18 protein-coding genes are annotated in these 24506 nt (G+C 68.5%); 11 read left to right on the top strand and 7 right to left on the bottom strand.

Features of this window, described 5'->3' with window-relative positions:
- Positions 1-57: 57 nt before the first annotated feature.
- From ACZ6WN_RS19005 to ACZ6WN_RS18985, 5 genes are all read left to right on the top strand, one after another.
- Entirely contained in the window at positions 58-858 is an 801-nt protein-coding gene (locus tag ACZ6WN_RS19005; protein WP_465866742.1) for a DUF6576 domain-containing protein, read from the top strand.
- A 182-nt stretch (positions 859-1040) separates the two neighbouring features.
- A complete protein-coding gene (locus tag ACZ6WN_RS19000; RefSeq protein ID WP_465866741.1) occupies positions 1041-1238 on the top strand; it encodes a hypothetical protein in 198 nt (65 codons plus the stop codon).
- A gap of 264 nt (positions 1239-1502) precedes the next feature.
- Complete coding sequence (locus ACZ6WN_RS18995) at positions 1503-2618, top strand: polysaccharide pyruvyl transferase family protein (protein ID WP_465866739.1); 1116 nt, start codon at positions 1503-1505, stop codon at positions 2616-2618.
- A 170-nt stretch (positions 2619-2788) separates the two neighbouring features.
- Positions 2789-6328, top strand: coding sequence for a chromosome segregation protein SMC (smc, locus tag ACZ6WN_RS18990; RefSeq protein ID WP_465866738.1), 3540 nt, complete (start codon positions 2789-2791; stop codon positions 6326-6328).
- An 88-nt stretch (positions 6329-6416) separates the two neighbouring features.
- Positions 6417-7682, top strand: a complete 1266-nt coding sequence (locus ACZ6WN_RS18985; protein WP_465866736.1) for a chloride channel protein — start codon at positions 6417-6419, stop codon at positions 7680-7682.
- Between the two features lie 84 nt (positions 7683-7766).
- Here the strand turns inward: ACZ6WN_RS18985 and ACZ6WN_RS18980 are convergent, their stop codons facing one another.
- Positions 7767-7964, bottom strand: coding sequence for a hypothetical protein (locus ACZ6WN_RS18980; RefSeq protein WP_465866735.1), 198 nt, complete (start codon positions 7962-7964; stop codon positions 7767-7769).
- Positions 7965-7990: 26 nt separating this feature from the next.
- On the opposite strand from ACZ6WN_RS18980, the gene ACZ6WN_RS18975 reads away from it, so the two are divergent.
- A complete protein-coding gene (locus ACZ6WN_RS18975) occupies positions 7991-8539 on the top strand; it encodes a CGNR zinc finger domain-containing protein (protein ID WP_465866734.1) in 549 nt (182 codons plus the stop codon).
- Positions 8540-8592: 53 nt separating this feature from the next.
- On the top strand, positions 8593-9543 hold the full coding sequence (locus ACZ6WN_RS18970) for an ATP-binding protein (protein WP_465866732.1): 951 nt from the start codon (positions 8593-8595) through the stop codon (positions 9541-9543).
- A gap of 52 nt (positions 9544-9595) precedes the next feature.
- Here ACZ6WN_RS18970 and ACZ6WN_RS18965 read toward each other — a convergent pair whose 3' ends face one another.
- The 5 genes from ACZ6WN_RS18965 to ACZ6WN_RS18945 all read right to left on the bottom strand — a co-directional run bounded on the left by ACZ6WN_RS18965 (position 9596) and on the right by ACZ6WN_RS18945 (position 17003).
- A complete protein-coding gene (locus ACZ6WN_RS18965) occupies positions 9596-10198 on the bottom strand; it encodes an antibiotic biosynthesis monooxygenase family protein (RefSeq protein ID WP_465866730.1) in 603 nt (200 codons plus the stop codon).
- Between the two features lie 155 nt (positions 10199-10353).
- Positions 10354-12087, bottom strand: coding sequence for a DEAD/DEAH box helicase (locus ACZ6WN_RS18960; RefSeq protein ID WP_465866728.1), 1734 nt, complete (start codon positions 12085-12087; stop codon positions 10354-10356).
- A 37-nt stretch (positions 12088-12124) separates the two neighbouring features.
- Entirely contained in the window at positions 12125-14662 is a 2538-nt protein-coding gene (hrpB, locus tag ACZ6WN_RS18955) for an ATP-dependent helicase HrpB (RefSeq protein ID WP_465866726.1), read from the bottom strand.
- Between the two features lie 446 nt (positions 14663-15108).
- On the bottom strand, positions 15109-15933 hold the full coding sequence (locus ACZ6WN_RS18950) for a hypothetical protein (protein WP_465866724.1): 825 nt from the start codon (positions 15931-15933) through the stop codon (positions 15109-15111).
- A gap of 434 nt (positions 15934-16367) precedes the next feature.
- Positions 16368-17003, bottom strand: coding sequence for a hypothetical protein (locus ACZ6WN_RS18945; RefSeq protein ID WP_465866722.1), 636 nt, complete (start codon positions 17001-17003; stop codon positions 16368-16370).
- Between the two features lie 455 nt (positions 17004-17458).
- Here ACZ6WN_RS18945 and ACZ6WN_RS18940 point away from each other — a divergent pair, with 455 nt between their 5' ends.
- A complete protein-coding gene (locus ACZ6WN_RS18940; protein WP_465866720.1) occupies positions 17459-17875 on the top strand; it encodes a hypothetical protein in 417 nt (138 codons plus the stop codon).
- Between the two features lie 249 nt (positions 17876-18124).
- Here ACZ6WN_RS18940 and ACZ6WN_RS18935 read toward each other — a convergent pair whose 3' ends face one another.
- Positions 18125-21817, bottom strand: a complete 3693-nt coding sequence (locus ACZ6WN_RS18935) for a KAP family P-loop NTPase fold protein (RefSeq protein WP_465866718.1) — start codon at positions 21815-21817, stop codon at positions 18125-18127.
- A gap of 867 nt (positions 21818-22684) precedes the next feature.
- Here ACZ6WN_RS18935 and ACZ6WN_RS18930 point away from each other — a divergent pair.
- The 3 genes from ACZ6WN_RS18930 (at position 22685) to ACZ6WN_RS18920 (ending at position 24486) form a co-directional block, all read left to right on the top strand.
- Positions 22685-23191: a COG4315 family predicted lipoprotein gene (locus ACZ6WN_RS18930; protein ID WP_465866717.1), complete on the top strand. Its 507-nt coding sequence runs from the start codon at positions 22685-22687 to the stop codon at positions 23189-23191.
- Positions 23192-23273: 82 nt separating this feature from the next.
- On the top strand, positions 23274-23819 hold the full coding sequence (locus tag ACZ6WN_RS18925; RefSeq protein ID WP_465866715.1) for an RNA polymerase sigma factor: 546 nt from the start codon (positions 23274-23276) through the stop codon (positions 23817-23819).
- Positions 23812-24486 carry a zf-HC2 domain-containing protein gene (locus tag ACZ6WN_RS18920; RefSeq protein ID WP_465866713.1) on the top strand — a complete coding sequence of 225 codons (675 nt, stop codon included), beginning with the start codon at positions 23812-23814 and terminating at the stop codon, positions 24484-24486. Before ACZ6WN_RS18925 ends, ACZ6WN_RS18920 begins: the two co-directional genes overlap by 8 nt.
- The last annotated feature ends 20 nt before the right edge of the window (positions 24487-24506 follow it).

Raw genomic sequence — 24506 nt, 5'->3', positions numbered from 1 at the left:
TTGACCCCAGGCGGCCGTTACCCCCACGAGCCTTGGTTCCACATCGGGTCCTTGGGGGTGACCACGACGTGGCTCGTCGTCTTCGCGAGCATCGTCGGGCTGGTGCTCTTCGCGGTGCTGGGCGGCGCGGGCGTCGCCGGGTTGGCTCTGGTCCAGCCCAACATCGCCGAGCTCAAGCTGTGGACGCTGCTGACGTGGCCGTTCGCCTACCCGCAGTTCGGCATCTTCGATGTCCTGGCGATCTTCTTCTTCTGGTACTTCGGCTCCGACCTCGAGCGCAACGAGCTCGGCCGGGTCCGGTTCGCCTGGCTGCTGGTGGTGTTCACCGCGGTGCTCTCGGTCCTGGCGGTGTTCTTCGGCGCGCTGCTGGATCCCTCGTACGCCCTCTTCGGTCTCGGCATGCTCGAGATGATGGTCGTGCTGCTGTGGATCGCGCAGTGGCCCGACCGGATGTTCATGTTCAACATCCCGGCCTGGCTCTTCGGCGTGATCCTGGTCGGCATCCAGCTGATCCAGTACCTCGGCTACCGCAGCTGGGTGATGCTGCTCGTCTTCGTCGTCGGGCTCGGCATCAACGCCTTCGTGGCGCGCCAGTTCGGGCTGCTCGACCGGTTCCCCTGGATCCCGCAGGTGGCCGGCTCGCCCGGGCAGCCGAAGCCGGCCAAGCCCGCCAAGGCCAAGAAGCGCAGGTCGGGTCCGACCGTGGTCACCGGTCCCTGGGAGTCCTCGACCGTCTCCAAGGACGACCAGCGGATGGACGAGCTCCTCGACAAGATCCACGCCGAGGGTGCCGACTCGCTGACGAGCAAGGAGAAGAAGGAACTCATGCAGCTGCGGGAGCGCCGGCGCCGCGGCTGAGGCGGAAATGAGCCGAAGTTGAGTGTGATCCACTCAGGTTTCGGCCGTATTCGCGGGGAATGCACGGACGTAGGTCCCGGCTTTGGACGCGTGACGTTGACGCTTGTCGATAACGGTGTCACCCTTGTAGACGGCCCGGTATCGCGGGAACTTCTAGTGATTCCAACGAAGGAAACGTATTCATGGCGAAGGCGCTGATCGGTTACATGAGCAGCGACCTGCGGACTCCCGCCCACCTCACAGCCGAGAACGCTCGGCTGCGTGCACGTGTGCGTGAGCTCGAGGAACTCGTTCTCACTCTGAAGACGGAGAACGACGCTCTGGTCGCGGCTCACACCGCAGATCTGGACACCTCGATGCAGGAGATGCAGCCCGCCTGACCTGCGGGCAACTCTGCAACACCACGAGCGAGCGCTATTTTCAAGGCTGGCCTCGCTCAGGGGGAACCGACTCTGTACCCAGGGTCGGTTTCGACCTTTTCGGGGGTCTCGACAGACTCGGCCTGCTCGACCGCCGGACGTAGATGGTCGCCGAGCGTTCACCTCGGGTTCGGCCGATGGGCGCCGGTGGCAACCCGGCGTCGCTAGGCTCGCGCGGTTCGCCACCGCCGGTGGCCCGTCTCGTGATCCCCCAGGAGCTCTCCGTTGTCCTCGTTGCGCCACCACCCGGTCCTGCGGTCCGCGGCTCGCCGCCTTCCCGACCCGCTCAAGGAGCAGATCAGGGCGGCGCTGGCCCGCCGTGAGCGACGCGGCCGCAAGCCGGTCATCGGGCTCGCCGGGTTCTTCGGGGCGGGCAACTACGGCGACGAGCTGTTCCTGTCGGTCTACGAGCAGTACTTCGGCGACGAGTTCGAGCTGCGGGTGCTCGCCGACAACATGACCAAGCCTTACTACGACCGGCCGCTGGCCCAGATCGTCGACGAGGTCGACGCCGTTCTCATCGGCGGCGGAGACATCCTGCAGTCGTGGCAGGCGGACCCGCGCTACTTCAACCACAAGATGCTGGCCAAGCCCGTCTTCGTGGTCGGGATCGGTGTGCCGATCTACCGCAACACCGAGATCAAGCCCCACATCATCGAGAGGCACAAGGCGTTCCTCGAGCACCCGAACGTGAAGTTCATCGGCGTCCGCGACCAGCCGACCGCCGACTGGATCCTCGCGAACATCTCCGCCGAGCTGGACATCAAGGTCTCCCCCGACATGGTCTGCGCGCTCGACCTTCCTCCGGCGACCAAGCCGGAGGGGGCGCCGATCCTCGGCGTGGTCACCCGCTACCGCCCCAACCTGGAGGAGCCCGACGACTACTCGCGCGTCGAGGAGATGGCCGGCAAGGCGATCGCGGACGGCTGGCGCGTACGTCATCTCATCCTCGGCACGATGGAGGTCGGTCGCCGCGACGTGGCCAACGCCGACGACCTCGACATCCCGGGCAAGGAGGTCGTCTACACCGAGGACCTCGACGAGCTCACCCGGGCGATCGGGGAGTGCACCGCGTTCGCGAGCATGAAGTTCCACGGCTCGGTGGTGGCCACGATGTACGGCGTGCCGTCGATCGTGATGATCGCGACCAACAAGAACCGCAACTTCATGAAGCGCATCGGGCTGGAGGCCAACGTCTCCGCCTTCGATGCCGCCGACCTGGCCGAGAGGTTCACCGAGCGGGTCGTCCCCGACCCCGAGGCGGTCGCCGGTCTGCGTACGGCCGCGGACGCCCACCTGCGGGAGCTGCGGGCCGAGGTGAAGCAGACGCTGGGGCTCTGACTCCGACTGTCGTGGGGCCGAGGTCCCCAGATCGACCGACCCGGCAGGTTATCCTCGACCCGCTGGGGTTCCCCTGAGCAGCGGCGATTAGATTTGCTGGCTCACCTCAGCCACGCTGATGTGTTGCGAACTGTGTACGACCACGTGGTCCTGAGCCGGGGGAGAAGCCGATGTACCTCAAGCGTCTGACGCTGAAGGGTTTCAAGTCGTTCGCCTCCGCGACGACCCTCGAGCTCGAACCGGGCATCACCTGCATCGTCGGCCCCAACGGCTCGGGCAAGTCCAACGTCGTCGACGCGCTCGCCTGGGTCATGGGTGAGCAGGGCGCCAAGAGCCTGCGCGGCGGCAAGATGGAGGACGTCATCTTCGCCGGCACCTCCGGGCGCGCGCCGCTGGGCCGCGCCGAGGTCTCGCTCACGATCGACAACACCGACGGCGCCCTGCCGATCGAGTACGCCGAGGTCACGATCTCGCGCACGATGTTCCGCAACGGCGGCTCGGAGTACGCCATCAACGGCAGCCCGTGCCGGCTGCTCGACGTCCAGGACCTGCTCTCCGACTCCGGCATCGGCCGCGAGATGCACGTCATCGTCGGCCAGGGTCAGCTCGACACGATCCTGCGCGCGACCCCCGAGGACCGCCGCGGCTTCATCGAGGAGGCCGCCGGCGTCCTCAAGCACCGCAAGCGCAAGGAGAAGGCGCTGCGCAAGCTCGACTCCACGCAGGTCAACCTGGACCGGCTCCAGGACCTGCTCGTCGAGATCCGCCGCCAGCTCAAGCCGCTCGGCCGCCAGGCGGAGGTCGCCCGGCAGGCCCAGACGGTGCAGATGGACGTACGCGATGCGAAGTCGCGCATCTACGCCGACGACCTGGTCACCGCCAAGACCGAGCTCGACAAGGAGCTGGCCGACGAGGGTGCCCTGCTGGCCCGGCGTGCCGAGGTCGAGGAGACCATCGCGGAGGGGCGCGAGCAGGAGGCCGTGCTCGAGGCCGCCCTGCGTGAGGACCTGCCGGCGCTGGCCGCCGCGCAGGAGACCTGGTTTGCGCTGAACTCGCTGCGCGAGCGGCTGCGAGGCACCCAGTCGCTGGCCTCCGAGCGGGTGCGCAACGCGGCCGGCTCCGAGGACCTGGAGGTGCGCCAGGGGCGTGACCCCGAGGAGCTCGAGGCCCAGGCCGAGGTGGCCCGCGAGCAGGAGGAGACCGCCGACGCCGAGGTCGAGGAGCTGCGCTACTCCCTCGAGGAGGCGGTCGAGTCCCGCAAGGAGGCTGAGGACGCTGCCGCCGAGGAGGAGCGCCGGGTCAAGGGGCTCGAGCGCGCCGCCGCCGACCGCCGCGAGGGGCTGGCCCGGCTCGCCGGTCAGGTCAACGCGCTCAAATCGCGGGCCGCTGCCGCCGATGACGAGGTCGGGCGCCTGACCGCCGCACGCGAGGAGGCGCTGGCTCGCGCCGAGCGGGCCCAGCGCGACTTCACCGCCCTGGAGACCAAGGTCGCCGGGCTGGACGCGGGGGAGGAGGGCCTCGACGCCGAGCACGAGGCCGCCGCCGCTGCGCTCGAGGACATCGAGGAGCGACTGGGCAAGCTGCAGGCCGAGGCTCAGCAGGCCGACCGGGACCGCTCCACCCTCGCCGCCCGCAAGGACGCGCTGGAGATGGGGCTGAACCGCAAGGACGGCGCCGGGGCCCTGCTCGGCTCCGACCTTCCCGGCGTGCTGGGTTCGGTCGCGTCGCTGCTGGCGGTGCGCTCGGGCTACGAGGCCGCGGTGGCCGCGGCGCTCGGCACCGCCTCCGACGCGGTCGTCGTCGAGTCCGCCGAGCGGGCAGTCGGTGCGATCGAGCACCTCAAGACCGAGGACCTCGGCCAGGCCGGCCTGCTCCTGGGCGGCTCGCCCGAGGAGACCGGTGGCTGGCCTTCGCTGCCTGCCGGTGCTGCGTACGCCCTGGACGTGGTCGAGTGTCAGCCGGTGCTGCGGCCCGCGGTGGCCCGGCTGCTCGACAAGGTCGCGGTCGTCGAGGATCTCGACGCCGCCCAGGCGCTCGTCGCGGCGAACCGCGAGATCACCGCGGTGACCCGCGAGGGTGACCTGATCGGTGCCCACTTCGCCTCCGGCGGCTCCTCCAGCGTGCCCAGCCTGATCGAGGTGCAGGCCGCGGTCGACGAGGCCACCGCCCAGCTCGCCGAGGCCCACGCGGTCTCCGAGCGGGCCACCTTCGAGACCTCCCGGCTGGAGGCCGAGCGGCTGGCCGCGCAGAAGCGGGTCGACGTGGCGCTGGCCAAGCTGCACGAGTCCGACGCGACCCTGGCCGCGGTGGCCGAGGAGCTCGGCCAGTTCGGTGCGCAGTCGCGCGCGGCTCGCGGTGAGGCCGAGCGGCTCCTGGCGGCCGTCGAGCAGGCCCAGGAGGCGCGCGAGAACGCCGTCGCCGGGCTCGCCGAGCTCGAGGAGCGCCTGGCGATGGCCGAGGAGGACCCCGAGGACGAGCCGGACGTCAGCGCCCGGGAGGAGCTGGCCCAGGCGGCCCGCGACGCGCGACAGCGCGAGATGGACGCGCGGTTGGCGCTGCGTACCTCCGAGGAGCGCGCCCGTGCGCTGGCCGGCCGTGCCGAAGGGCTGCTCCGTGCGGCTCGTCAGGAGCGGGAGCAGCGCGCCAAGGCCGCGGCCCGCCGTGAGCAGATGCGCCGCGAGGGTGAGGCCGCGCGAGCGGTCGGGACCGCGGTGGCGTACGCGCTGGACCGGCTCGAGGTCTCGGTGCAGCAGGCCGCCCGTGCCCGCACGGAGATCGAGGAGTCCCGCGCCGGGCGGGAGCAGGCGCTGCGCGAGTGCCGCTCGCTGCTGCGCAACCTCGGCAAGGAGCTCGAGGAGCTGGTCAACTCCGTCCACCGCGACGAGATGGCCCGCGCCCAGCAGCGGATGCGGATCGAGCAGCTCGAGGAGCGGATCCTCGAGGAGCTCGGCCTCGACGCCGAGGCGATCGTCAAGGACTACGGCCCCGACCAGCTGGTCCCGCAACACCCCGACGAGGACGGCAACGAGCGCGAGCCGATCCCCTACGTACGCGCCGAGCAGGCCAAGCGGCTCAAGATCGCCGAGAAGAACCTGCGCGCGCTGGGCAAGGTCAACCCGCTCGCCCTGGAGGAGTTCGCGGCCATGGAGGAGCGCAACAAGTTCCTCACCGAGCAGCTCGAGGACCTCAAGCAGACCCGCAAGGACCTCATGGACATCGTCAAGGAGGTCGACAACCGCGTCGAGCAGGTCTTCACCGAGGCCTGGGAGGACGTACGCGTCGCCTTCGACCACGTCTTCGCGCGGCTCTTCCCGGGCGGTGAGGGTCGCCTGGTCCTCACCGATCCCGAGAACATGCTCACCACCGGCATCGAGGTCGAGGCCCGGCCGCCGGGCAAGAAGGTCAAGCGGCTCTCGCTGCTCTCCGGCGGCGAGCGGTCGCTGGTCGCGGTCGCCTTCCTGGTGTCCCTGTTCAAGGCCCGTCCGTCGCCCTTCTACATCCTCGACGAGGTCGAGGCGGCGCTGGACGACACCAACCTCGGCCGGCTCCTGGAGATCTACGAGGAGCTGCGCGAGAACTCCCAGCTGATGGTGATCACCCACCAGAAGCGCACCATGGAGGTCGGCGACGCCCTCTACGGCGTGACCATGCGCGGCGATGGTGTCACCACCGTCATCTCGCAGCGGCTGCGCGACGCCCAGCCGGCCTGATCGCTGCTTCCCGCCGACCAACCCGGGGCGGGGACGGATATCCCGCAACCGGCACCCGGAAACGGTGCCGGACTGGTTGAATCGGTGTGTGTCGACACCAACGCCGATCGTTCGTGGATACCTCGGCCTGGTCGCGCTCGGCATGGCGATCGGCATCCCTGCCGCGCTCGCTGCAGCACTCTTCCTCGCGGTGGTCCACTGGGCCGAGGACTGGCTGTGGCACGACCTTCCCGCGGACCTGGGCTACGACTCGGCGCCCTGGTTCCTGGTGATCGGCCTGCCGATCACCGGTGCGCTGATCGTCTGGCTGGCACGTCGCTTCCTGCCCGGTGACGGTGGGCACTCGCCGGTGGACGGGCTCTCCCTGGCGCCGACACCGGTCCGATACGCGCCATCGATCGTCCTGGCGGCGCTGGGGTCGCTGCCGTTCGGTGTCATCCTCGGACCGGAGGCTCCGGTGATTGCGATCGGTTCGGCGGTCGGGATGGTGTTCGCCGGCCGCCGAACGATGAGTCCCGAGACCCAGGGTGTGCTCGCCTCGGCAGGTTCGTTCTCGGCCGTCTCGGCCCTGTTCGGCGGCCCGCTGGTCGGTGGACTGCTGCTGCTCGAGGCCGGACTGGCCACCGGCGCCCAGCTCGTGCCGGTCCTGGTCCCGGGTCTGGTGGCCGCCGCCACCGGATACCTGCTGTTCGTCGGACTCGGCGACTGGGGTGGGATCAGCTCGGCCGGTCTCCAGGTGCCTGACCTGCCGGCGTACGACGGCACACGCCTCGTCGACGTCGCGCTCGCGATCGTGGTGGGGATCGTCGCTGCGATCCTGATGGGGGTGGCCCGCAGGGGCGCCGAGCGGGTGCACACCGTTGTCACGAACAGCCGCCGGCTGCTGGTTCCGTTGGTGCTGGGCGGTCTCGCGATCGGGCTGCTGACCCTCCTCACCGAGGCATTGGGCGGTGAGCTGGACGACGTCCTCTTCTCCGGCCAGAGCGCGATCGGCGAGGTGGTCAACCAGTCCGCGGGGGTGATCGTGGTGGTCCTGCTCGCCAAGGCGCTCGGCTTCGCGGTCTGCATGGGTGTCGGCTTCCGCGGCGGAGCGGTCTTCCCCGCCGTCTTCCTCGGGGTCGGGATCGCGAGCCTGTGCGTCGCGATGTTCGACTGCTCCCCGACCTGGGCGGTTGCGGTCGGCGCCGCAGCAGGCATGACGGCGGGGACGGGCCTGCTGTTCTGCGGCATGCTCTTCGCGATGCTGCTGGTCGGGAAGGAGGGCGCCGATGCGCTGCCGGCGGCCGTGTTCGCGTGCGTCGCCGCCTGGCTGGTCCGATCCAGCATCGCCGCCCGTCTGGGCGCCCGCGAATGAGCAGCGCCCCGCAGAGACCGAGTCACCGCGATGGCCGACCGGGACACCGGCGAGACCTTGTCTCCAGCCCGCCTGACGCGGCCCCTACCGTCCCTGCACGCGGCTCAGCGCCCGCGGCGGTAGGAACGGATGAGGCAGGAGGTCGACGCGACGTACGCCGCACTGCGCGCAGCGCACATAGACGACGAGGCCCTCTGAGGTCTGGTGGCTGGACTCGGTGAGCCAGCCGTGCTCGTGGAGGGCGTCCGCGTGCCGTGACTGCTCGATTGCGCTGTCGGTCATGGTCGCCACTCTGCTGTAATGGTCTTATGCATCTCAACCCTTACGGGGAGTACGCCGTGCTCCTGGCCGCCTCGCTCGCCGACGACTGGCCCGAGGACCGGGCCGGCATCGAGGCGCGGACCCGGGAGTTCGGGATGACGATGGGCTTCGCCGCGTCCCCGGATGACCACGGGCGTACTAGGCAGGTGATCGACGAGTGGCTCCGCGTCGTCGATGCGCCCGAGCCGGGTGCAAGGGCGCGGCTGCTCAACGACCTGATGGCGCAGGCGACGGCGTATCCGCGGCTGACCGACCATGACCGGGAGGGGTGGCACCTGCACTACCGCGACGACACCAACGACTCGCTTCCTGACGTGCTGCGAGCGGTGATCAGCGTGGGCACGGCGCTGCACCTGACCACCCGGGGCATCCACCGCTTGAGCCGGTGCGCCGCGGGGAGCGTCGAGGGCGACCCGTGCTCCGCGGTGGTCGTGGACGTCACCCGCAACGGACGCCAGCGCTACTGCTCGGTCCGCTGCGCTAACCGCGCGGCCGTGCGCCGGCACCGTGCCCGACGCTCCGTCTCCGCCGGCTGATCGGCCTGGGGAGTTCGCTGACGGACAGGGCGGACCCGGGGCACACTGACCCCATGAAGTCCGTGCCGGACGGGGGCCGTGAGCTGCGGGTGCGCCTTGCCGCCGAGACCGCGAGTGTGCCCGGTGCGCGCAGATTCGTCACCGACGGGCTCGCCGAGTGGGGCCATGGGCACCTCGTCGACGATGCCGCCCTGTGCGTCACCGAGATGGCGGCGAACGCCGCCCTGCACAGCGGCAGCCCCTACATGCAGGTCCGGCTGCGCGACCTCGAGCCGGGCGTACGGCTCAGCGTCGAGGACGACGGCGCACTGATCCCGCTCCCTGCCGTCGCCCCGCCTCCGGTCGAGAGTCAGGGCACCACCGGGCGCGGGCTGGCGATCGTGTCGGTGCTGGCGAAGTCGTGGGGGATCGAGGAGCGTGCCGACGGGCGGCGCATCTGGGCCGAGCTCGCCGGCGACGGGGTCGAGCACGACGTACGACCGCCGATGGTGGCGTACGGCGATCAGGCGATGCCTCCTCAGCCGACGGCCCTGCCCGCGGACTGGGTCACCGTCCGGCTGCCCGCCTGCCCGGTGCAGCTCGGGCTCCAGATCGACCAGCGCCTCGACGACCTGGTCCGTGAGCTCCAGCTCATCGACTCCGAGGACGGCCCCACCCCGCCGCGCGAGCTCGGCGAGCTCATCGAACGGCTCGTGACCCGACCGGCCTTCGCCCGACACCTGGGTCGTCGAACGGCTTTGGACGCAGCCGCCGCGGGGCTGGAGTACGTCGACATCGAGATGACCCTTCCCCGCGAGATGGCGCCCCTGCTCCGTGAGCTGCTGGCCGCGGACAACCTGGCCGACGAGATCAGCGAGACCCACCAGCTGCTCACCCTGCGCTCCACGCCGGAGATGGTCTCGCTGCGGACCTGGTTCACCGAGAGCATCGTCGACCAGGCGGAGAGCGACGCCGACCCGGTGCCGTATGACGAATGGGTGCGGATGAGAGGCGGCCTCAGATGACGGATGGCTGGCCGAGCCCGGTCAGAGGCGGGCTCGGCGCAGAGACGTGACGTCAGGCCATCTCGGGGACGTGCAGGTGCGCGTACGCGAGGTCGAACTCGTGCACGTCGACGATCTCGCCGCCGGCATCGCTCGCGGCCCGGCTGCGCATGTCGTCGGCCGCCGAGCGGCTGGCCTCCATCGCGGCGCGGGACTCCCAGGCCGTGGTGGCGCAACCCAGGCCGGAGGACCGGTTCACCAGCAGGCTGGCGCTGCAGAACCCAGCGGTCTGCTCGAGCTCGGGAAGGATCCCGACCCGGAAGGTCTCCGCCATGGCGTCGAGGTCACCCTGCAGCCAGCTGACTCGGGCGCACTCGCCGTGCTGGCTACGGTGCATGACGAGGATCTCCCACTCGTCGACCTGCATGGAGCCGCCGAGGATGTCCTTCCCCCGATCGCGAAGCGGACGAAGCTGCTCATCGCTGGCGCGCATGGCCGCCTCGTCCTCCCACGAACTTGTTGCGATGCACTGACCAGTCTCACGGTCGACCAGCATCGAGAGGCCGCGACAGCCCTCGACGCTGTCGAGCATGGGCCCGACCTCGTTCTTGACGAATGCGATGCCCGCGTCGATGTTGCCGGGACTCCCGCGGAACGTAGTGGAACGTGCGTACACAGCCCGCTCCTTTCTGGGACAGGGCAGTGCCCGGACCGGCACCGCCGGTTCTTCCCTGTCTACTCCTCCGGGCGCGGGGACGCCATACCCAAGCTATGCACTTCCAGCCCCCGTCGGGCTCCACGGTGACGGTGTGACTTGCAGGAGCCGAGAGGTCAGTCGCCGTCGTCGGTCAGGGTGTTGGAGGGGAGCCAGTCGGCGCCGAGGAGCTGGGCGACGCCGGTGAGGCCGGTGGTGTCGCCTCCCACCGTGTCAGAGGCGGCAGCGATCCGCTCGACCATCACCCTGCCGACCTGCTCTTCGACGGTGTCCTCGGCGTAGGCGATGTGCCAGGGCGAGAGCTGGTGGTCGCGGTGGGTGCGGCCGGTCACCTGCCGCCCCGCGATGCCTGAGAAGCGGGCTTGGTGGAAGACGCCGACCCGCGGCTCGCTGCTGGCCCGGCGACCGTCGGCGAGGGTTTCGCCGGCGTGCAGGCTGATCGAGGCGACAGTGGTGAAGACGCAGACCTTCGCCTGTCCGGTCTGGAACCGGAGCCGCTCGGCCTCTGCGTCGAACCGGTCGCGGCCGTAGATCGTGGCGACTTCGAGGCCGGAGTCACGCAGTCGGTCGGCGATCGGGTCGGCGGCGGTCGCGACGAACTCGACCGAGCACGCCACCTGTCGCTCGGCCTCGACCTGCTGGACGATCCAGGCGACCGTGGAGTCGACGCGTATCAGCCCGGCCTTCTGTCGGAAGCGCAGCAGCGCTGCCCGCCCCTTTGCGACATTGCGGCCACGCCGGGCGATGTCCATCTCGCGGCAGAACTCTCCCCATTCGGCCTCGTACGCCGTCCGCTCCGACGGCGTGAGTGCCACCGGCATGCCGGAGATCGGCACCGGTCCCCATGGTGCCGCGCGGTGCAGCATCGCGGGCGGTCGCTCGTCCTCGAGCCAGCCGCGTACCAGCTTGAGGTCGGCGGCGCGCCGCGCCGGATCGGCGGTCCAGGTTGCGCCGTAGCGTCCCCGCTCGACCCCGATCCCGTTGCGCTCGAGCGCGGTGGCGAACGTGGCGCCGGGCTGGGTCGCCGAGGTCCACTCCTGCATCGGCTCGCCGAGGACCTGCGCATAGGCCGGGGCGAGGTAGGGCAGGTCGAGCGGCGTGTGCCCGGGCGTCGCGGTCGTCGCGATGACGAAGGGGGCTTTGTCGTGCGGCCGCCCGTGGCCCGAGATCCGCGCCCAGAGCTTCCACCGCTTCGTCGTCGTACGTCGCAGCGCGTGCGCCTCGTCCGCGATGATCACGTCCCACGCGTGATCCTTGACCTTCTCCAGGCGGTCCCACGTGATCACGACCCATTCGAGACCGCCGTCGCCAAGCGCGGCGATCGTGCGGCACCAGTGGCCGATCGTGATCGCGGCAGGGCGGTCGGCCACGACCAGCACCCGTCGCGCACCGCGGAGGTCGCCCACCGCTGTCGCTCCGAGGACCGCGGAGATCGTCTTGCCCACGCCGGGCTCGTCGGCCAGCAGGAACTGCCGTCCGCCTGCCGCAGCACGCGCCGCGATGGCGTCAGCAGCCTCGTACTGGATCTGCCGCGGCTCGAGCGCGTCGGTCGGCTCGAGGCTCGGTGTCGGCATGTCGGGACTGAGGGTGCTCTCGATGAACCGACCGAGCGTGTACGGACGCGGCGCGTAGGGCGCGAGGTGCGCCGGCAGCGCGCGCCCGACGTAGAGGTGGGTCTTGACTCCCGGGTGCCACGCGGCGCCTTCGACCTGGGTGCCGTACGGAACGTCGAGCACCCACAGCCGCTCGCCGGGACCGACGGCGGGCAGCGGCCGGTCCGGTTGCCGCGTCCCGCTACGGCGCGTACGCCCGCCGCGGCGACGAGCACTGGATCGGCGAGGACTGGCCACACCCAGACGCTATCCTCCAGGCGAGTCGACCCGCCGCTCATCCTCGGCGGCGGGGATTGTTCGTACGCGCGGTGGCCGGTGCGCTGCGGGGATCCTCCGGCCAGGCGTGCTTGGGATAGCGCCCGCGCAGATCAGCACGAACGCCGGGGTAGCCGTTGTCCCAGAAGGACTCCAGGTCTGCAGTGACGGCTGCCGGACGTCGCGCGGGGGAGAGCAGATGCAGCAGGAGCGGGACCCGGCCGTCCGCGAGGGCCGGCGCTGCGATCCAGCCGAAGACCTCTTGGATGCGCACAGCGAGCACCGGTTGTTCGGCGGAGTAGTCGATCCGCACGCTCGACCCGCTGGGGACCTGCACTCGCTCGGGAGCCAGATCGTCGAGCCTGCCTGCCTGCGGCCACGGCACCATCGCGCGCAGCGCGGCAGCCACGTCGACGCGACGAAGATCCTGGGCCGAGCGAACCCGCGCCAGCTGGGGCCCGAGCCACGACTGGAGGTTCTGCGTCAGTGCCGCGTCGCTCACATCGGGCCACGGGTCACCGAGCGCACGGTGCAGGAAGTCGAGGCGGGCGCGCAGCGCCGTGGCCGCCTCCGACCAGGTGAAGAGAGCGATTCCCTCCTTCGCCACGGCCTCCCGGATCGCGTCGGCCACGGCCTGCGCGGGTGGATCGCTGAGCGGGACGGAGCGGAGCTCGATCGCGCCCAGCAGCGTACGTCGGCGGGCCAGCACCCGCCCTTCGGTCCAGGTGACCTCGTCCACCTCGGTCCACAGGGACCCGGCCGCCTCCAGTGCGAGGTCCTCGGTCAGCGGGGCCGCCGATCGGATCCGGGCTTCACGCTGCCCCGCCCGCCGCTCCGCGTCGCCGACCGCGAGCCACTCCAGACCGGCCAAGGGGCCCGGGGCACGCGGATCGAGCGCCGCGCCCGTCCCGGACGCCATCAAGTAGCTCGAGTTACCGGAGCGCTTGCGTGCAATCCGGTCCGGATGCGCCAGGGCCACCACCAGGCCCACGGCCACGTCATCGGTGATCGCCCGGGCGTGGTCCGACACACCGCTCCGGCCGTCGGCGGTGCCGTCCTTCTCCACGATCTTCGCCAGCCGGGTGACCTGGCTGCGCCACGCGCTGGCCCGCTGGTCAGCGCGCAGCGACCGGAGCGCCGCAACCAGGTCTCCGCCGGGAGCGCCTACGTCCTCGCTCAGCATCGCGACCACCTCTGAGGCGCGCTTGGCTCCGACGAGACCGGCCCCGTCGATGAGGGCACGCGCCAGCCTGGGGTCGGCCGGTACGCCAGCGATCAGCCGTCCTCGCGGGGTGGCTCTCCCGTCCTCGGTCATCGCCCCCAGATCCACCAGCACCTCCTTGGCTGCCGACAGTGCGTGCGCCGGTGGCTGGTCGAGCAGCGCCAGGTCGTGCAGGTCGTGACTGCCCCAGCACGCCACCTCCAAGGCGAAGGCCGTCAGATCGGCGGTGGCGATCTCGGGCTCCGGGTGAGCGGCCAGGTGCGCGTGCTCCGTCTCGGACCAACAACGCAGCACGGAGCCCGGCCCCAGCCGTCCGGCCCGACCTGCCCGCTGCTCGGCCGCTGCCCGGCTCACCGCGACGGTGACCAGAGAAGCCAGTCCGCGACGGTGGTCGGTGCGCGGCTCGCGCGAGAATCCGGCATCCACCACGACACGTACCCCAGGTACGGTCAGCGACGACTCGGCGACCGCGGTCGAGACGATCACTCGTCGACGCGGGCCCTCGCTGAGCGCACGATCCTGCTCGGCGCCGGACAGCCGCCCGTGCAGGGCGTGCACGTTCGCGTCCACGCCGGCAAGGCGTCGTACGGTCGCCTCGACCTCCGCGACACCCGGCACGAAGACCAGGACGTCACCCTCGTGCTCGACGAGCGCACGACGTACGGTCGATGCGACATGGTCGTGGAAGGCCGGGGTGATGCCCCGGTCGTCGGTGCGGCGTACCCCCGCAGGTGGCGGGCACCAGATCGCCTCGACCGGGTGGAGCGCACCCGGGACCCGGATCACCGGAGTGCCGCCCCCACCGAGCAGCTCGGCCGTCCGCTCGGCCTCGATGGTGGCCGACATCGCCACCAGCGCCAGGCCCTCACGCAGGTTGGCCCTGATGTCGATGAGCAGCGCCAGGGTCATATCCGCGTCGAGGTGGCGTTCGTGCACTTCGTCGAGTACGACGGCGCCGACGCCGGGCAGCTCGGGATCGTGTTGGATCCGCCGGAGCAGCAGCCCGGTCGTGACGATCTCGACACGTGTACGTCGACTGGTGCGTCGGTCTCCGCGCACGGAGTATCCGACCGTCTCGCCAACCGGTTCGCCCAGGAGGTGCGCCAGCCGACGGGCAGCAGAACGGGCTGCGATGCGGCTGGGCTGCGTGACGACGACCCGTCCGGCGACCACCTCGGCGACCGCGGGCGGGACCAAGGTCGTCTTGCCGGTGCCGGGTGGCGCCTGGACCACTGCGACTCTGCGGGCACGAAGCGCTTGGTCGAGAGTGGCCAAGCCGGCGGTGACCGGGAGATCGGGCGGCGCGGCAAGCAGACTGCGCAGAGGGTCGGACACTCCTGCAGTGTGCCTGACGTCCCTCGGCCGGTGTCGCGTCGGCGCCGAGGGCTGTCACCACGGCGGCGCCCGAGCAGACGATCCCCATCGTCCGAGGCATCGCATCGGAGGTGACGATCTGGGACTGGTGGATGTGGGGAGCAATGCTGAAGGGGTCATGTGTCTCAGGCCCGTCGTGTCCACAGCCGGTCGCTGTCCGGTGTCCTCAGCGCTCCAGCCGATCGTTGCGGCATCGGCCACTCGCACTTCCGTCCATCACCGCCTCAAGCCTCGACACAGTTGGTGCGCCCCACTGGCGGCGGTGTGACTCACCTGAGCTGAGCGCGTACGACCGTCTCAATGTGCAGCCCAGGTTTCGCTCGTGTCTGGCCGTTGCCGCCAGGGTGATGCCGGATCACATCCTGGTGGCCGGCCACGGACCGTGTTAGCCGCGCGCGTGCGGCGAACTAGCCATGGTTCCCGAGTGGCCCCAGCGCCAGATCGAAGAGCACCAAGACACCTCCATCGTCCTGGAACGTGAGGGTTCTCGGCGCGGACTCTGGGGACCGGTCCCAGGACTCGGGGGCCGCGAAACCGTCAGCGGCATACTTGTGCAGCCGTGCGTCGATTGCCTCGAGAGTTCCTGCTGGGGTCGGCTCGGTAAAGGCAAGAACGAGTACGACCTCGCCTCCGGGAAGACGGATCGCATCGACCAAAGCCGCGAAGTCTTCGGAATCGAGGTCGAATGACCGCACGACTACCTGTTCGGCGTCAAGTGGAACCAGCACTACTTCGAACATCAGGGTGTGCCCGGGCCGCAGTGCCCTAATCCAGCGCACGTCGGAATACTTAACGCCGTCATTGGGGACGACGGATAGATGTTCGAAGGGGATTTGGATCGTGACGGCGCGTGTCCAACCCGCCGCGTCGGCCGTGGGCCTCGTCCACTGGTGCAAGAGCCTTCCCTGCACGGGATCAAGGCCGCCGAAGTGGGTGTCGTTCTCCTTGCGCAGGTCGATCGCTTGAAATCTCCAGTCCCCCGACTGGTGCAGGCTCACCTTGAACTCGCCTGCCGATGCCCGGCTTGCCAGGTAAACGTCGTCCGCGTTCTTCGCACCCCAGAGACGCCAAATTGTAGAGCGATGACCAGGCTCGCCTGCAGCGAACCGCAGCGCGCGGTCTTTCTTGACCGCCGGGATCGGGTGGCGTTCAACGTCCTGCCCCTCCCACTCGACCATAAGCGTTGGTTGGTCATCTATGAGTGCGACGGCGATGCTCATGTAGGTGGGCACCAAACAGATCTTAGGGTGAATACCCCGCGTTCATCGTTGTTCGTGCCGTAATGAGTGGGGGCTGATGTGCCGCGGTAGCCCTGCGGCCTCGCGATCCGCGTGACCATCCGGCAGGCATCGCGACGGTCGATCGGCTTTTCCGAAACCGGGCGCTGGATCAACGGACCGGTGGTCCGTTCGAGGAGGGCCTCCAGAACGCGGAGGACCGGGACGGCCAGCGGCATGGGTTGCGGGTTTGTCGCCCTTGCCGATCAGGTGGAGCACTCGGTGGCCCGCAGCGTTCGGCGGTAAGCGATGGCACGGACGCAGGCGCGCGGTATAGCGGTATAGAGACAAGCCGCAGCGGTGGAGACCCTAGATCCCCATCGATGACAGCACGTGTGGTCACGTTGTCAGGTGCAGAAACGCGCCATTATGCGGTATGAGCCCAACGATCACGGGATCTCGTCAGTCTGTGTGGCTCGCCGGGTCACCCGCACGCGGTACGGATATCCGTCCGCCGGGCGCAGAGTCACGCCGTACGTGGCTCCTGAACCATCGCGAAACCGTCCCGTCCACTCGTCGTCGGCCGCTGACTCCTCAACCAATGTGAGGCTGACGTCCTCAGGTATCCAGTTGTCGTAGGCCGCTCGGACGCACCACTCACCGTACTCGGTCAGTTCTTCTCGAGTGTTCAAGAACTGACCACTGGGCGAGGCTGACTGGAGCGCTGTGCGAATACCCCCCAGTGCCTTCATGGCTGCGGCACCCACCAGCGCCCCGATAGCACCGGAAGCGAGTTGGTCCGCCAGGTACAAGAGAACGCTGGCGCTTGCTCCGTCAGCGCCCCACGAGAAGTGCGCCTTTCGCACGTCGAGGTCGTAGGGCACCTGATATCGCGTCCCACGTTCCTCGGCCCAAGTCAGAGCCTCGAGTTGGCCAACGACCTCGTCGTCAGCCAGCGGCTTGCCACCCAGGTCAGGCTCGCCCAAAACCAGTAGGAAGACGACCTCCGGCGGCTGCTGGGGGTAGGCGCCGTATGCAACGCGGATGCGAACCTCGTCGAGCCGTGAGAACTCCGGGATGGACATGACTACCATGCTAGGGCGATCAGCTCGTGGTGAAGCCGGTGAACGCAACAATCACTCCATTCGCCTCGCCCATCAGCGGACAGACCTTGGGGAGTGAGGCGGCGAGTTCGTCACAGACCTCGTCCCGTGCGGCAGCAACCGCCTGGGGCAAGTCTCGGAGATAGTTTTCGCGCGGCGGAGCGAACGGGGAACAGAAGAACGACGGTGATACCGCTGGCGTGGGACGAAGACAATTGCGGAATGACGCATTCCCAGGCGGCTACGGCCCTGATGCGGTATTCTTTGGTGGCGTGACAAACTTCCTCGGGATGCTGCCGCTGAGCAGTTCCTGAAGCTCCTCTTGGAGACCTGCAGCGCAGTCGAGGCCCCCTGGTTTGTTGTGCCTGTCGAGGGGAAGGGCCGTGCTCCCGCGTATCGCGAGCGCGTGTACTGCTACGAGCTTTATCACCAGCTTCGTGTCCGAACAGAAGGCCACGCCCTTGCGGGTTCGTCGGAGTGTGTCCTCGGGGGAGATGGACAAGGCGGGACTGCACACAGTCGTCATTAACGGCAAGCACAAGCCCGACCTCGTTTGGCACGTTCCAGGCACGAACCACAACGCCGTGGTCGCTGAGGTGAAGACCACCTCCAGGTGGAACCACGCCGGTGTGAAGAAGGACCTTCAGACCCTCGCAGCGTTCCTCACAGCTGGTGATCGTTCCTATGCGCTGGGCGTGCTCTTGATGTTCGGTCCAGACGAGGAGGGCATCATCGCTGATCGCGTTCGCAAGTTGATTCCGCCCAGCGAACAATCTGCGCTTACACGGGCACGCCTGGTGTGGCATCCGAAGGCCGGCGCCACTGCCCGCGATCTCGGCCCGATCGTAGGGTGATCTCGCCGTCGTCGCGGGCTGACGCCGTCACTGTCACGGTTGGGTGACGTCCAATTTGAGGTTCTTGAAGACTGTCTGGATCGTGCTGGCGGGCATCCGACGGCGCGTCAGTGGATGTCCGAACCGCATCCGCCAACGTTGGGAGAAGCTCGCCCTCGAGCTGCGCGCGCTGGCCGCATCCCAGCTCTCGGTCATACTCTGCTCGGCGATCGCGGCGAAAAGATGCACGTCTGTGGAAGATCCCGCGTTTCACGCGTCGTAGTTGACTCGTTTGGCCTTTCCGAAGAAGTTACTGGAGGTGGTGTAGCCCAAGCTGGGCAATACGCTGAGCGCCTTCTGCTCGAGGCTCTTGCTGCCTGTGACCGCTGCCTTCACGCGCTCACCGAGTGCGCCCTTGATCCTCGGCGGTAGCGGCTTGCCAACGCTTGCGAGTGCGTTGAGCGCGATCTCTGCAGCACCGTTGTTTCCGCCGTTGGCTTGCAGGTCAAGGAGGCCATAGATCACGCTCTCAACGAGCCTGCGGCGTGAGGCGTTGTCTTGAATGTTCGCTTTGCTCCAGAGGGTGATGATCGCTTGGCGTTGGGTGTTGTTGGTCGCGCCTGAGGAGCGGGAGATGAGGAGGTCTGCAACTTGGTCATCGTCGGCGGTGGCGAGTCCGAGCGTCCTCAGTGCCGAGTCGTTGGGAAGGTCCACGTCGGCTGCTGCGAGGTACTTGTCGAGCAGCGCGCGGTGCTGCTCGTGTGTCCATTGTTTCTGCACGGTGTGGGCGGCGGTCACGAGTTCTGCCGCGTGGGCGTCAGCACGCCACAGGGGGTCGTAGACGGCTGCGAAGTCTTCTGGATTCGGCTGGGTGAGTTCGAACCAGAGAGCGGTGGCGTGGATCGCTCGGTGCTCGTAGTTGTAGGTGATGTCTGCCATGGTCTCGGCGTTCGGCAGATCTGCGGTGCTAACGTGGGCTGGCCCCGCCGCCTTGGCGAGTTCGAGGGGAACGGTGACATGGCCGAGGTCGTTGAGCCATGGACTGGCTGCTGCTTCGGCGAGCAGTCCTTGTACCTCGTGGTCCTCCAGTTGGTCGTCGCAGGTTCGCACTGCCTCGACACCGTTCTCGACCAGGTAGAGGTAGAGCGCGTCGTCGGTGTCGACCGGCGAGACCGATTCCGCGAGGGTGTCCTGGAGTGTGTGTGCGACAGCCGACAGAATTTGGCCGTAGCTGAGGACTCCGGCATCAGCGAACAGTCGGGCGCGGTCGAGGATGTCTCGGCGCTCGGTTGCCTCCTCACTGCTCGTGACGTAGGGCTCGACGAGTTCGAACACGTCGGGGTTCAGGGTGGGGGCCTTGCCGTCGGGGAGGGCCGCAACGAACGGGCTGAGCGCATCGAGCGCGGACCTCGTGGCGTCCAGCGCGGCCTTCTCGTTCCAGGCCTTTGCCACGAGCATCGTCAGAGGCTCGATGTGGGCGGCGGTCATCGTTGAGGGGACGATGCTGCCAAGCCAGCCGGGCCAGTCGCTCAGGCCCCGGTTTCGCGTCGCATTGAGGATGCGGGAGGCGAGGTCCGGGTCGCTGGTGGGTTCTGTCCTGCCGAGCAGTCGGAGTGCTGCGTGACGAGCGTCTCGTGAGTCAGACTCCAACAAGACGTGCAGCACATGGTGCTGGACGGGTGTTTCCCGTGCCCCGGCCTCGTCGGCGAGCGCATCCAGCACGGCCTTAGGGTTGAACGGCTCAGGTTCGGGATCCTCGGTTCCCGTCGCCGCCGCTGCGGTCGTGGTGGCCTTCTGTTTCGTGACCCACGCGGCGTGGCTGCGCGCGGCTTCTCGCGCGAGGGCGGATGTCCGGTCCTGAGTTGCGGTGATGACCTTAATGAGGTCGTCATCGGGGAGTTCGAAGAGCCGACTGATGGTCGCGGGACCGGTCGTGGATACCACTCGGGCGGAAAGAAACTCGGCTACGACCTCTGGCGCGGCATCGAGCGCTAGCGCGGCATCTTTGAAGAAGAAGCCTGGGGTCGTGAAACCTGGGCGCGTGATCGCCGCAACAACGCGGCGACGCAGTGCTGATGCGCTGGCCTCGGAGCCAACTTTGGCGAGTGTCCACGCACTTGTGGCGGTGTCTTCGTCGAGAAAGTCGTTGGTGTCGTCTTCGAGAACGCAGATTGCTTCTGCGACGGTGTCCGCCACGGTCGCGAGGGGAAGGCTCGGTTCGGCTTCCGCCAGTAGCAGGAAGGACCGTGCGGCGTTGGGCCCGGCAAGTCCAATGCCTGTTCGGATCTGGTTGGTTAGGACCTGCAGGACACCCTCTCGCTCCGCGTCTTCGAGCCCGTCGATGCGGCGCTGCAGCATATCGATATCCGCGTCTTCTGCGGCGCGCTCGATCGCGAGCGCAAGTTCACCGTCCAGCCCGAAGACTGTTCCAGTGCTCTGCATGTAGATGAGGTCTCGGGACGGCCCCCGTACCTGGCGGGTCCGGCTCAGGTAGTTGAGCAGTTGCTTGTTGTGCGCGTTGCCGATCTGCGTGGCGCGGTCTTCCGCTTCATCGCCACCGTCTGCTTCGTCCCCAACAAGAACCGTGCTTGGGGCGGCACTTTCGAGCGCGTAAGACTCGGCAAGTTCTACGGCGCGATCGGGAGTGCCTGCGGGCAGTTCGGCGTTCCGGTCCCGCTTGAGTTGAAGCACCAGTGCGGGAAGGTTGGCATCGACTTCGAGGTGCCGAGCGAACAGTGGGAACTCCACACGGAGGCACACGAGCCGCGCGATGGCAGCTGCATTCTTGCGTGGGTCGTCGGCCAGGAGGTCAGCCTTGTGGCGCTCCTGGGCAAGTCGATACGTCAGTGCGAACGTGTTGAGCAGGTGCTTCACACGCCGGGGACTGGTGACGTGCGTGGGGATGAGGACTGAGAGCACGTACTCGCGGTTGATCTCTGCCCACAAGCCCTTCCGGCCCTCGACAAGGGTCGTTGCGTACTTGCTGACGCTTTGCGTCAGCAGCGGCGGCAGGCTGAGTTGGTATTGGAAGACCTTGTCCAGATAGGCGCTCCCGGTGCTGTAGTAGGGGTTGGTTTCATCGGCGGGGGTTTCCTGTTTGGCAGCTCGAGTGAGTGCGCCCTCCAGGACGTTCTGGTCGGCGGCAACGATGAAGACGCACCGGTTGATGCCCAGAAATGTCCGGATGGTGTCGAGGGTGGTTACGACTTCGCTGGCTGAGCATCGGTCGAGTTCGTCCACGAAGATGACCAGGCGTTCAGCCCCGGCGTCTGAGACGAGGTCTTTGAAGATTCCTTCGAACTGTTCGTCGCTCTCTGCCTTCGCGAAACTGCGGTCGACGCTGAACGTCTTGCTCGCGAGGGCGATCAGGGCGGCGAGCAGAGTGGCGGGCACGAGGCCCGCCAAGACGACTTGCTTGGACAGTGACTTGAACTCGACCCCGAAACTAGTGTTCGCGCCAATGCGGCTCTGGCCAAAAGCGACTCCTGAGACCACTCCAGCAAGGATGACGGTGAGCCCGAGGAGAAGCAGGGCGAACACACCGAGCAGTTTCAGGACGGTGGCTGGTGGGACCTTGATCTCGGTCTTGGTTCCCCCGCTATAAAGGTCTCCGTGGTACTTCGGCTTCGTGCACTTGAGTTCAGTGGCGACGGCGCTGATGAAGTTGCGCCTCAGCGGCACGTCCGCGTACTTGAACGCGTCGAACCTCACGAAGCGGACACCGGCGCGGCCGTCGATCTTGGTCTTGAGCAGGTTCGCGATGCCGCTCTTGCCAGAGCCCCACGGGCCGTAGAGGGCGATGTTCGAGGGCGTCGTCACGGCGGTGACGAGGGCGGCGAGTTGGTCGACGATGCCGTCGTGCGCGAGACGGTCGTCTTTTACCGCGGCGAGCTCGCGGTCGTCGACGAGGTCTTCGGCGTGAAGATTCGGCACCCCGGTGTGCCCGGTCGATCCTCGTGACATGCAGCGTGCTCCGTCGGTGTTTTCGGGGTAGTTGGTCAATGACTGGGACAGCAACGGTAGGCGCGACCACCGACAATTTTCGGCGGACGCCCCAGCCGTGACAGCTTGAAGCGCCCTAGATTTTCCGGCGCTCCTATGCGGGTTACGACTCTCGGTTGAGGGCTGCGTAGTGGGCTTGCTCGAACTCCACCAGGGTCATCATTCCAAGGTGCCGTGGATCCTGCGGATGTTTCACCAATCGACCCAGCCGGCGGTGGCGTACTCGACGTTACCGACGCTGCGGCATGGTCCGGCGTGGAAGACAGTGGTGCGGACACACACCCGGTCTTGCCGAGCCCGATCACACATTTCATGAGCGCGTTGTCGTACGCCTCGGCAATGGACTAGATCGAGGGTCGGATGCCCTTGTCGGCGAGGTGCTCGGTGAATGTGATGGATATGTATTCCTAGGTTCAAGCCCGTTGGCAAAGGAACAGCCAGCGACGCAACCGCCTGCCTCTCCGAGGCGTGGCTAGCGTCGGCGTCGCTGGCCTCTGGTTCGGGCATCCGTCCAGGACTGACGATGGGGCCTCTCGCCTCGCCGTTGCGCCGCCCATCGGCGTGGGAGAAGACCGCAATTCGCGCCGCGTCATAGTGGGCGATATGCCCGTCGGGTGCAGGCGTGGATCGCGGCGCATGGATGCGTCCTGCGAGTGGTGGCGTGATGCCGGCGGCTGGGGTCGGGCGGGCGTACGAGGTAGTGACTTCTCGACGCGAGGTTCGGACTTCAGGGCGCCCATCGCGCGCGCTGAGGCCGGTATCTCTAGTTCGATGAATCCCCGGGGCGGGTCGGCCCGTATTACTGGCATGAGACCTTCGACTTCGTACTTGGCAAGGGCCGTGCTGGCGGCTGCGGCGACGGCGCTCTTAGCCGCGGGGTGCGGCAGTGGCGAGGGCGGGGATGGAGAGGATGCCGGTGGGGCGGGGATCGTCTCGACGGCTGAGGTTGACGGGACCAAGGTGCTTGTCGATGTGGAGGGGCACACGCTCTACAGCGCAGAGGTCGAGAAGGGTGGGGAGATCCAGTGTGTCGACGCGTGCGCGAAGTTCTGGGAGCCGGTGGTCGCGTCGGACGCTGATGTGAAGGCGGCGAAGTCCGCGCTGGGTGAGGAGTTCGGGACCGTGGAGCGGCCGGACGGAGAGGCCCAGCTGACGCACGACGGGCTGCCGCTGTACACGTTCGCCGAGGAGGGTGCCGGGGAGCTCAAGGGGGACGGGTTCACGGATGACTTCCAGGGCACCCAGTTCGTGTGGGCGGCGGCGCGGACGGACGGGTCCTCGGCCCCCTCGGAGTCGTCTACGCCGGAGGACAACGGGGGCGGCTATGGCTACTGACGGGCGTACGGTCATTTCGTGGCATCGCGACGCGGGACCGCGGAGATGACCATCCGGCGTACGGCCGGAGGGTAGGGCCGGCGTGGGGGCCGTGTCGGACGAGTCGCTGCTGGCCGCGATGGCCGGTGGCGACCAGGATGCGGCCGCGGCGTTCGTACGCCGCCATCAGGCACGCGTCTACGGCCTGGCCCTCACCATCGTTCGGCTGCCGGCCCTCGCCGAGGACGTCGCCCAGGACACGTTCGTCAAGGCGTGGCGGCACGCGGCCACGTTCGACCCACGACGTGGGCGTGCCTCGACCTGGCTGCTGAGCATCACCCGGAACGCGGCGATCGACGCGATCCGCTACCGCCACGACGATCCGATGGACCCGGATCTTCTGGTGGCCCTGTTGACGGTGCGGGACGAGAGTGCGGAGGGCGATGACCTGGACACCGATCTCGCGCTGCGGCAGGCGCTGGCGGAGCTCCCGCACGAGATGGCCGCGCCGATCGTGCTGATGACCTACTTCGGGCTGACGGCACAGGAGATCGCCAGCCGCGAGGACGTACCGGCGGGCACGGTGAAGACCAGGGTCCGCCGGGGCCTGGAGAGGCTGCGGCAACGAATGGGGGTACGCGATGCCTGAGTCCGAGCGCTGCCGGGAGGTGCGAGAGCTGATCCCGGAGCTGGCGATGGGGGTGGCGTCCGGCGAGGCGCGTGCTCGTGGGCTGGCGCACCTGGCCACGTGTGCGAGCTGTCGGCGCGAGCTCGAGGACGTCTCGGGCACCGTCGACGCCCTGCTGCTGCTCGCGCCGGAGCGCGAGCCGCCGGCCGGGTTCGACGTCAGGGTGCTGGCGGCGCTGGACCGGCGCGCACCCCGGCACCGGATCCGCAGCGGCCTGCTCGTCGCGGCGGCGATGGTGCTGGTCGCGACCCTGGCCGCCGGGCTTACCTGGTGGCGCGGCGCGGAGGACCGCGACGTCGCCGACGACTACCGCGGCGTGCTCTCCACCGCCGACGGGAGCTACCTCCGGGCCGCCGACCTGACCATCGACGGGGCCGGCGCCGGGAGTGTCTTCGCCTACCAAGGACGACCGTCCTGGCTGTTCATGTCCGTGGAGGACGCCCCGAACGGCACCTACCACGTACGCCTGGTCGGCACCGACGGGCGAAGCCGGTGGCTCGGGACGTGCACCGTCCGAGACGGCACCGGCGCCTGGGGGACCACCGTCGATGTGCCGATCCGATCCGTCGACCGCGTCGAGATGTACGGCAAGCGGCTCCCGACAGTGGTCGCGGACCTCCGCCGCTGAGCGGTTCTCGACCGGTTCGA

The organism is Nocardioides sp. NPDC054178 (genome assembly GCF_055585005.1).
The sequence above is the reverse complement of the archived record's forward strand: the minus strand, read 5'-3'. Positions and strand labels throughout refer to the sequence as shown.

Coding starts and splice junctions, on each gene's coding strand:
- ACZ6WN_RS19000 (WP_465866741.1), top strand. CDS start 1,041: ATGGCGAAGGCGCTGATCGGTTACATGAGCAGCGACCTGCGGACTCCC.
- smc (WP_465866738.1), top strand. CDS start 2,789: ATGTACCTCAAGCGTCTGACGCTGAAGGGTTTCAAGTCGTTCGCCTCC.
- ACZ6WN_RS18980 (WP_465866735.1), bottom strand. CDS start 7,964: ATGACCGACAGCGCAATCGAGCAGTCACGGCACGCGGACGCCCTCCAC.
- ACZ6WN_RS18975 (WP_465866734.1), top strand. CDS start 7,991: ATGCATCTCAACCCTTACGGGGAGTACGCCGTGCTCCTGGCCGCCTCG.
- ACZ6WN_RS18970 (WP_465866732.1), top strand. CDS start 8,593: ATGAAGTCCGTGCCGGACGGGGGCCGTGAGCTGCGGGTGCGCCTTGCC.
- ACZ6WN_RS18945 (WP_465866722.1), bottom strand. CDS start 17,003: ATGTCCATCCCGGAGTTCTCACGGCTCGACGAGGTTCGCATCCGCGTT.
- ACZ6WN_RS18935 (WP_465866718.1), bottom strand. CDS start 21,817: ATGTCACGAGGATCGACCGGGCACACCGGGGTGCCGAATCTTCACGCC.
- ACZ6WN_RS18920 (WP_465866713.1), top strand. CDS start 23,812: ATGCCTGAGTCCGAGCGCTGCCGGGAGGTGCGAGAGCTGATCCCGGAG.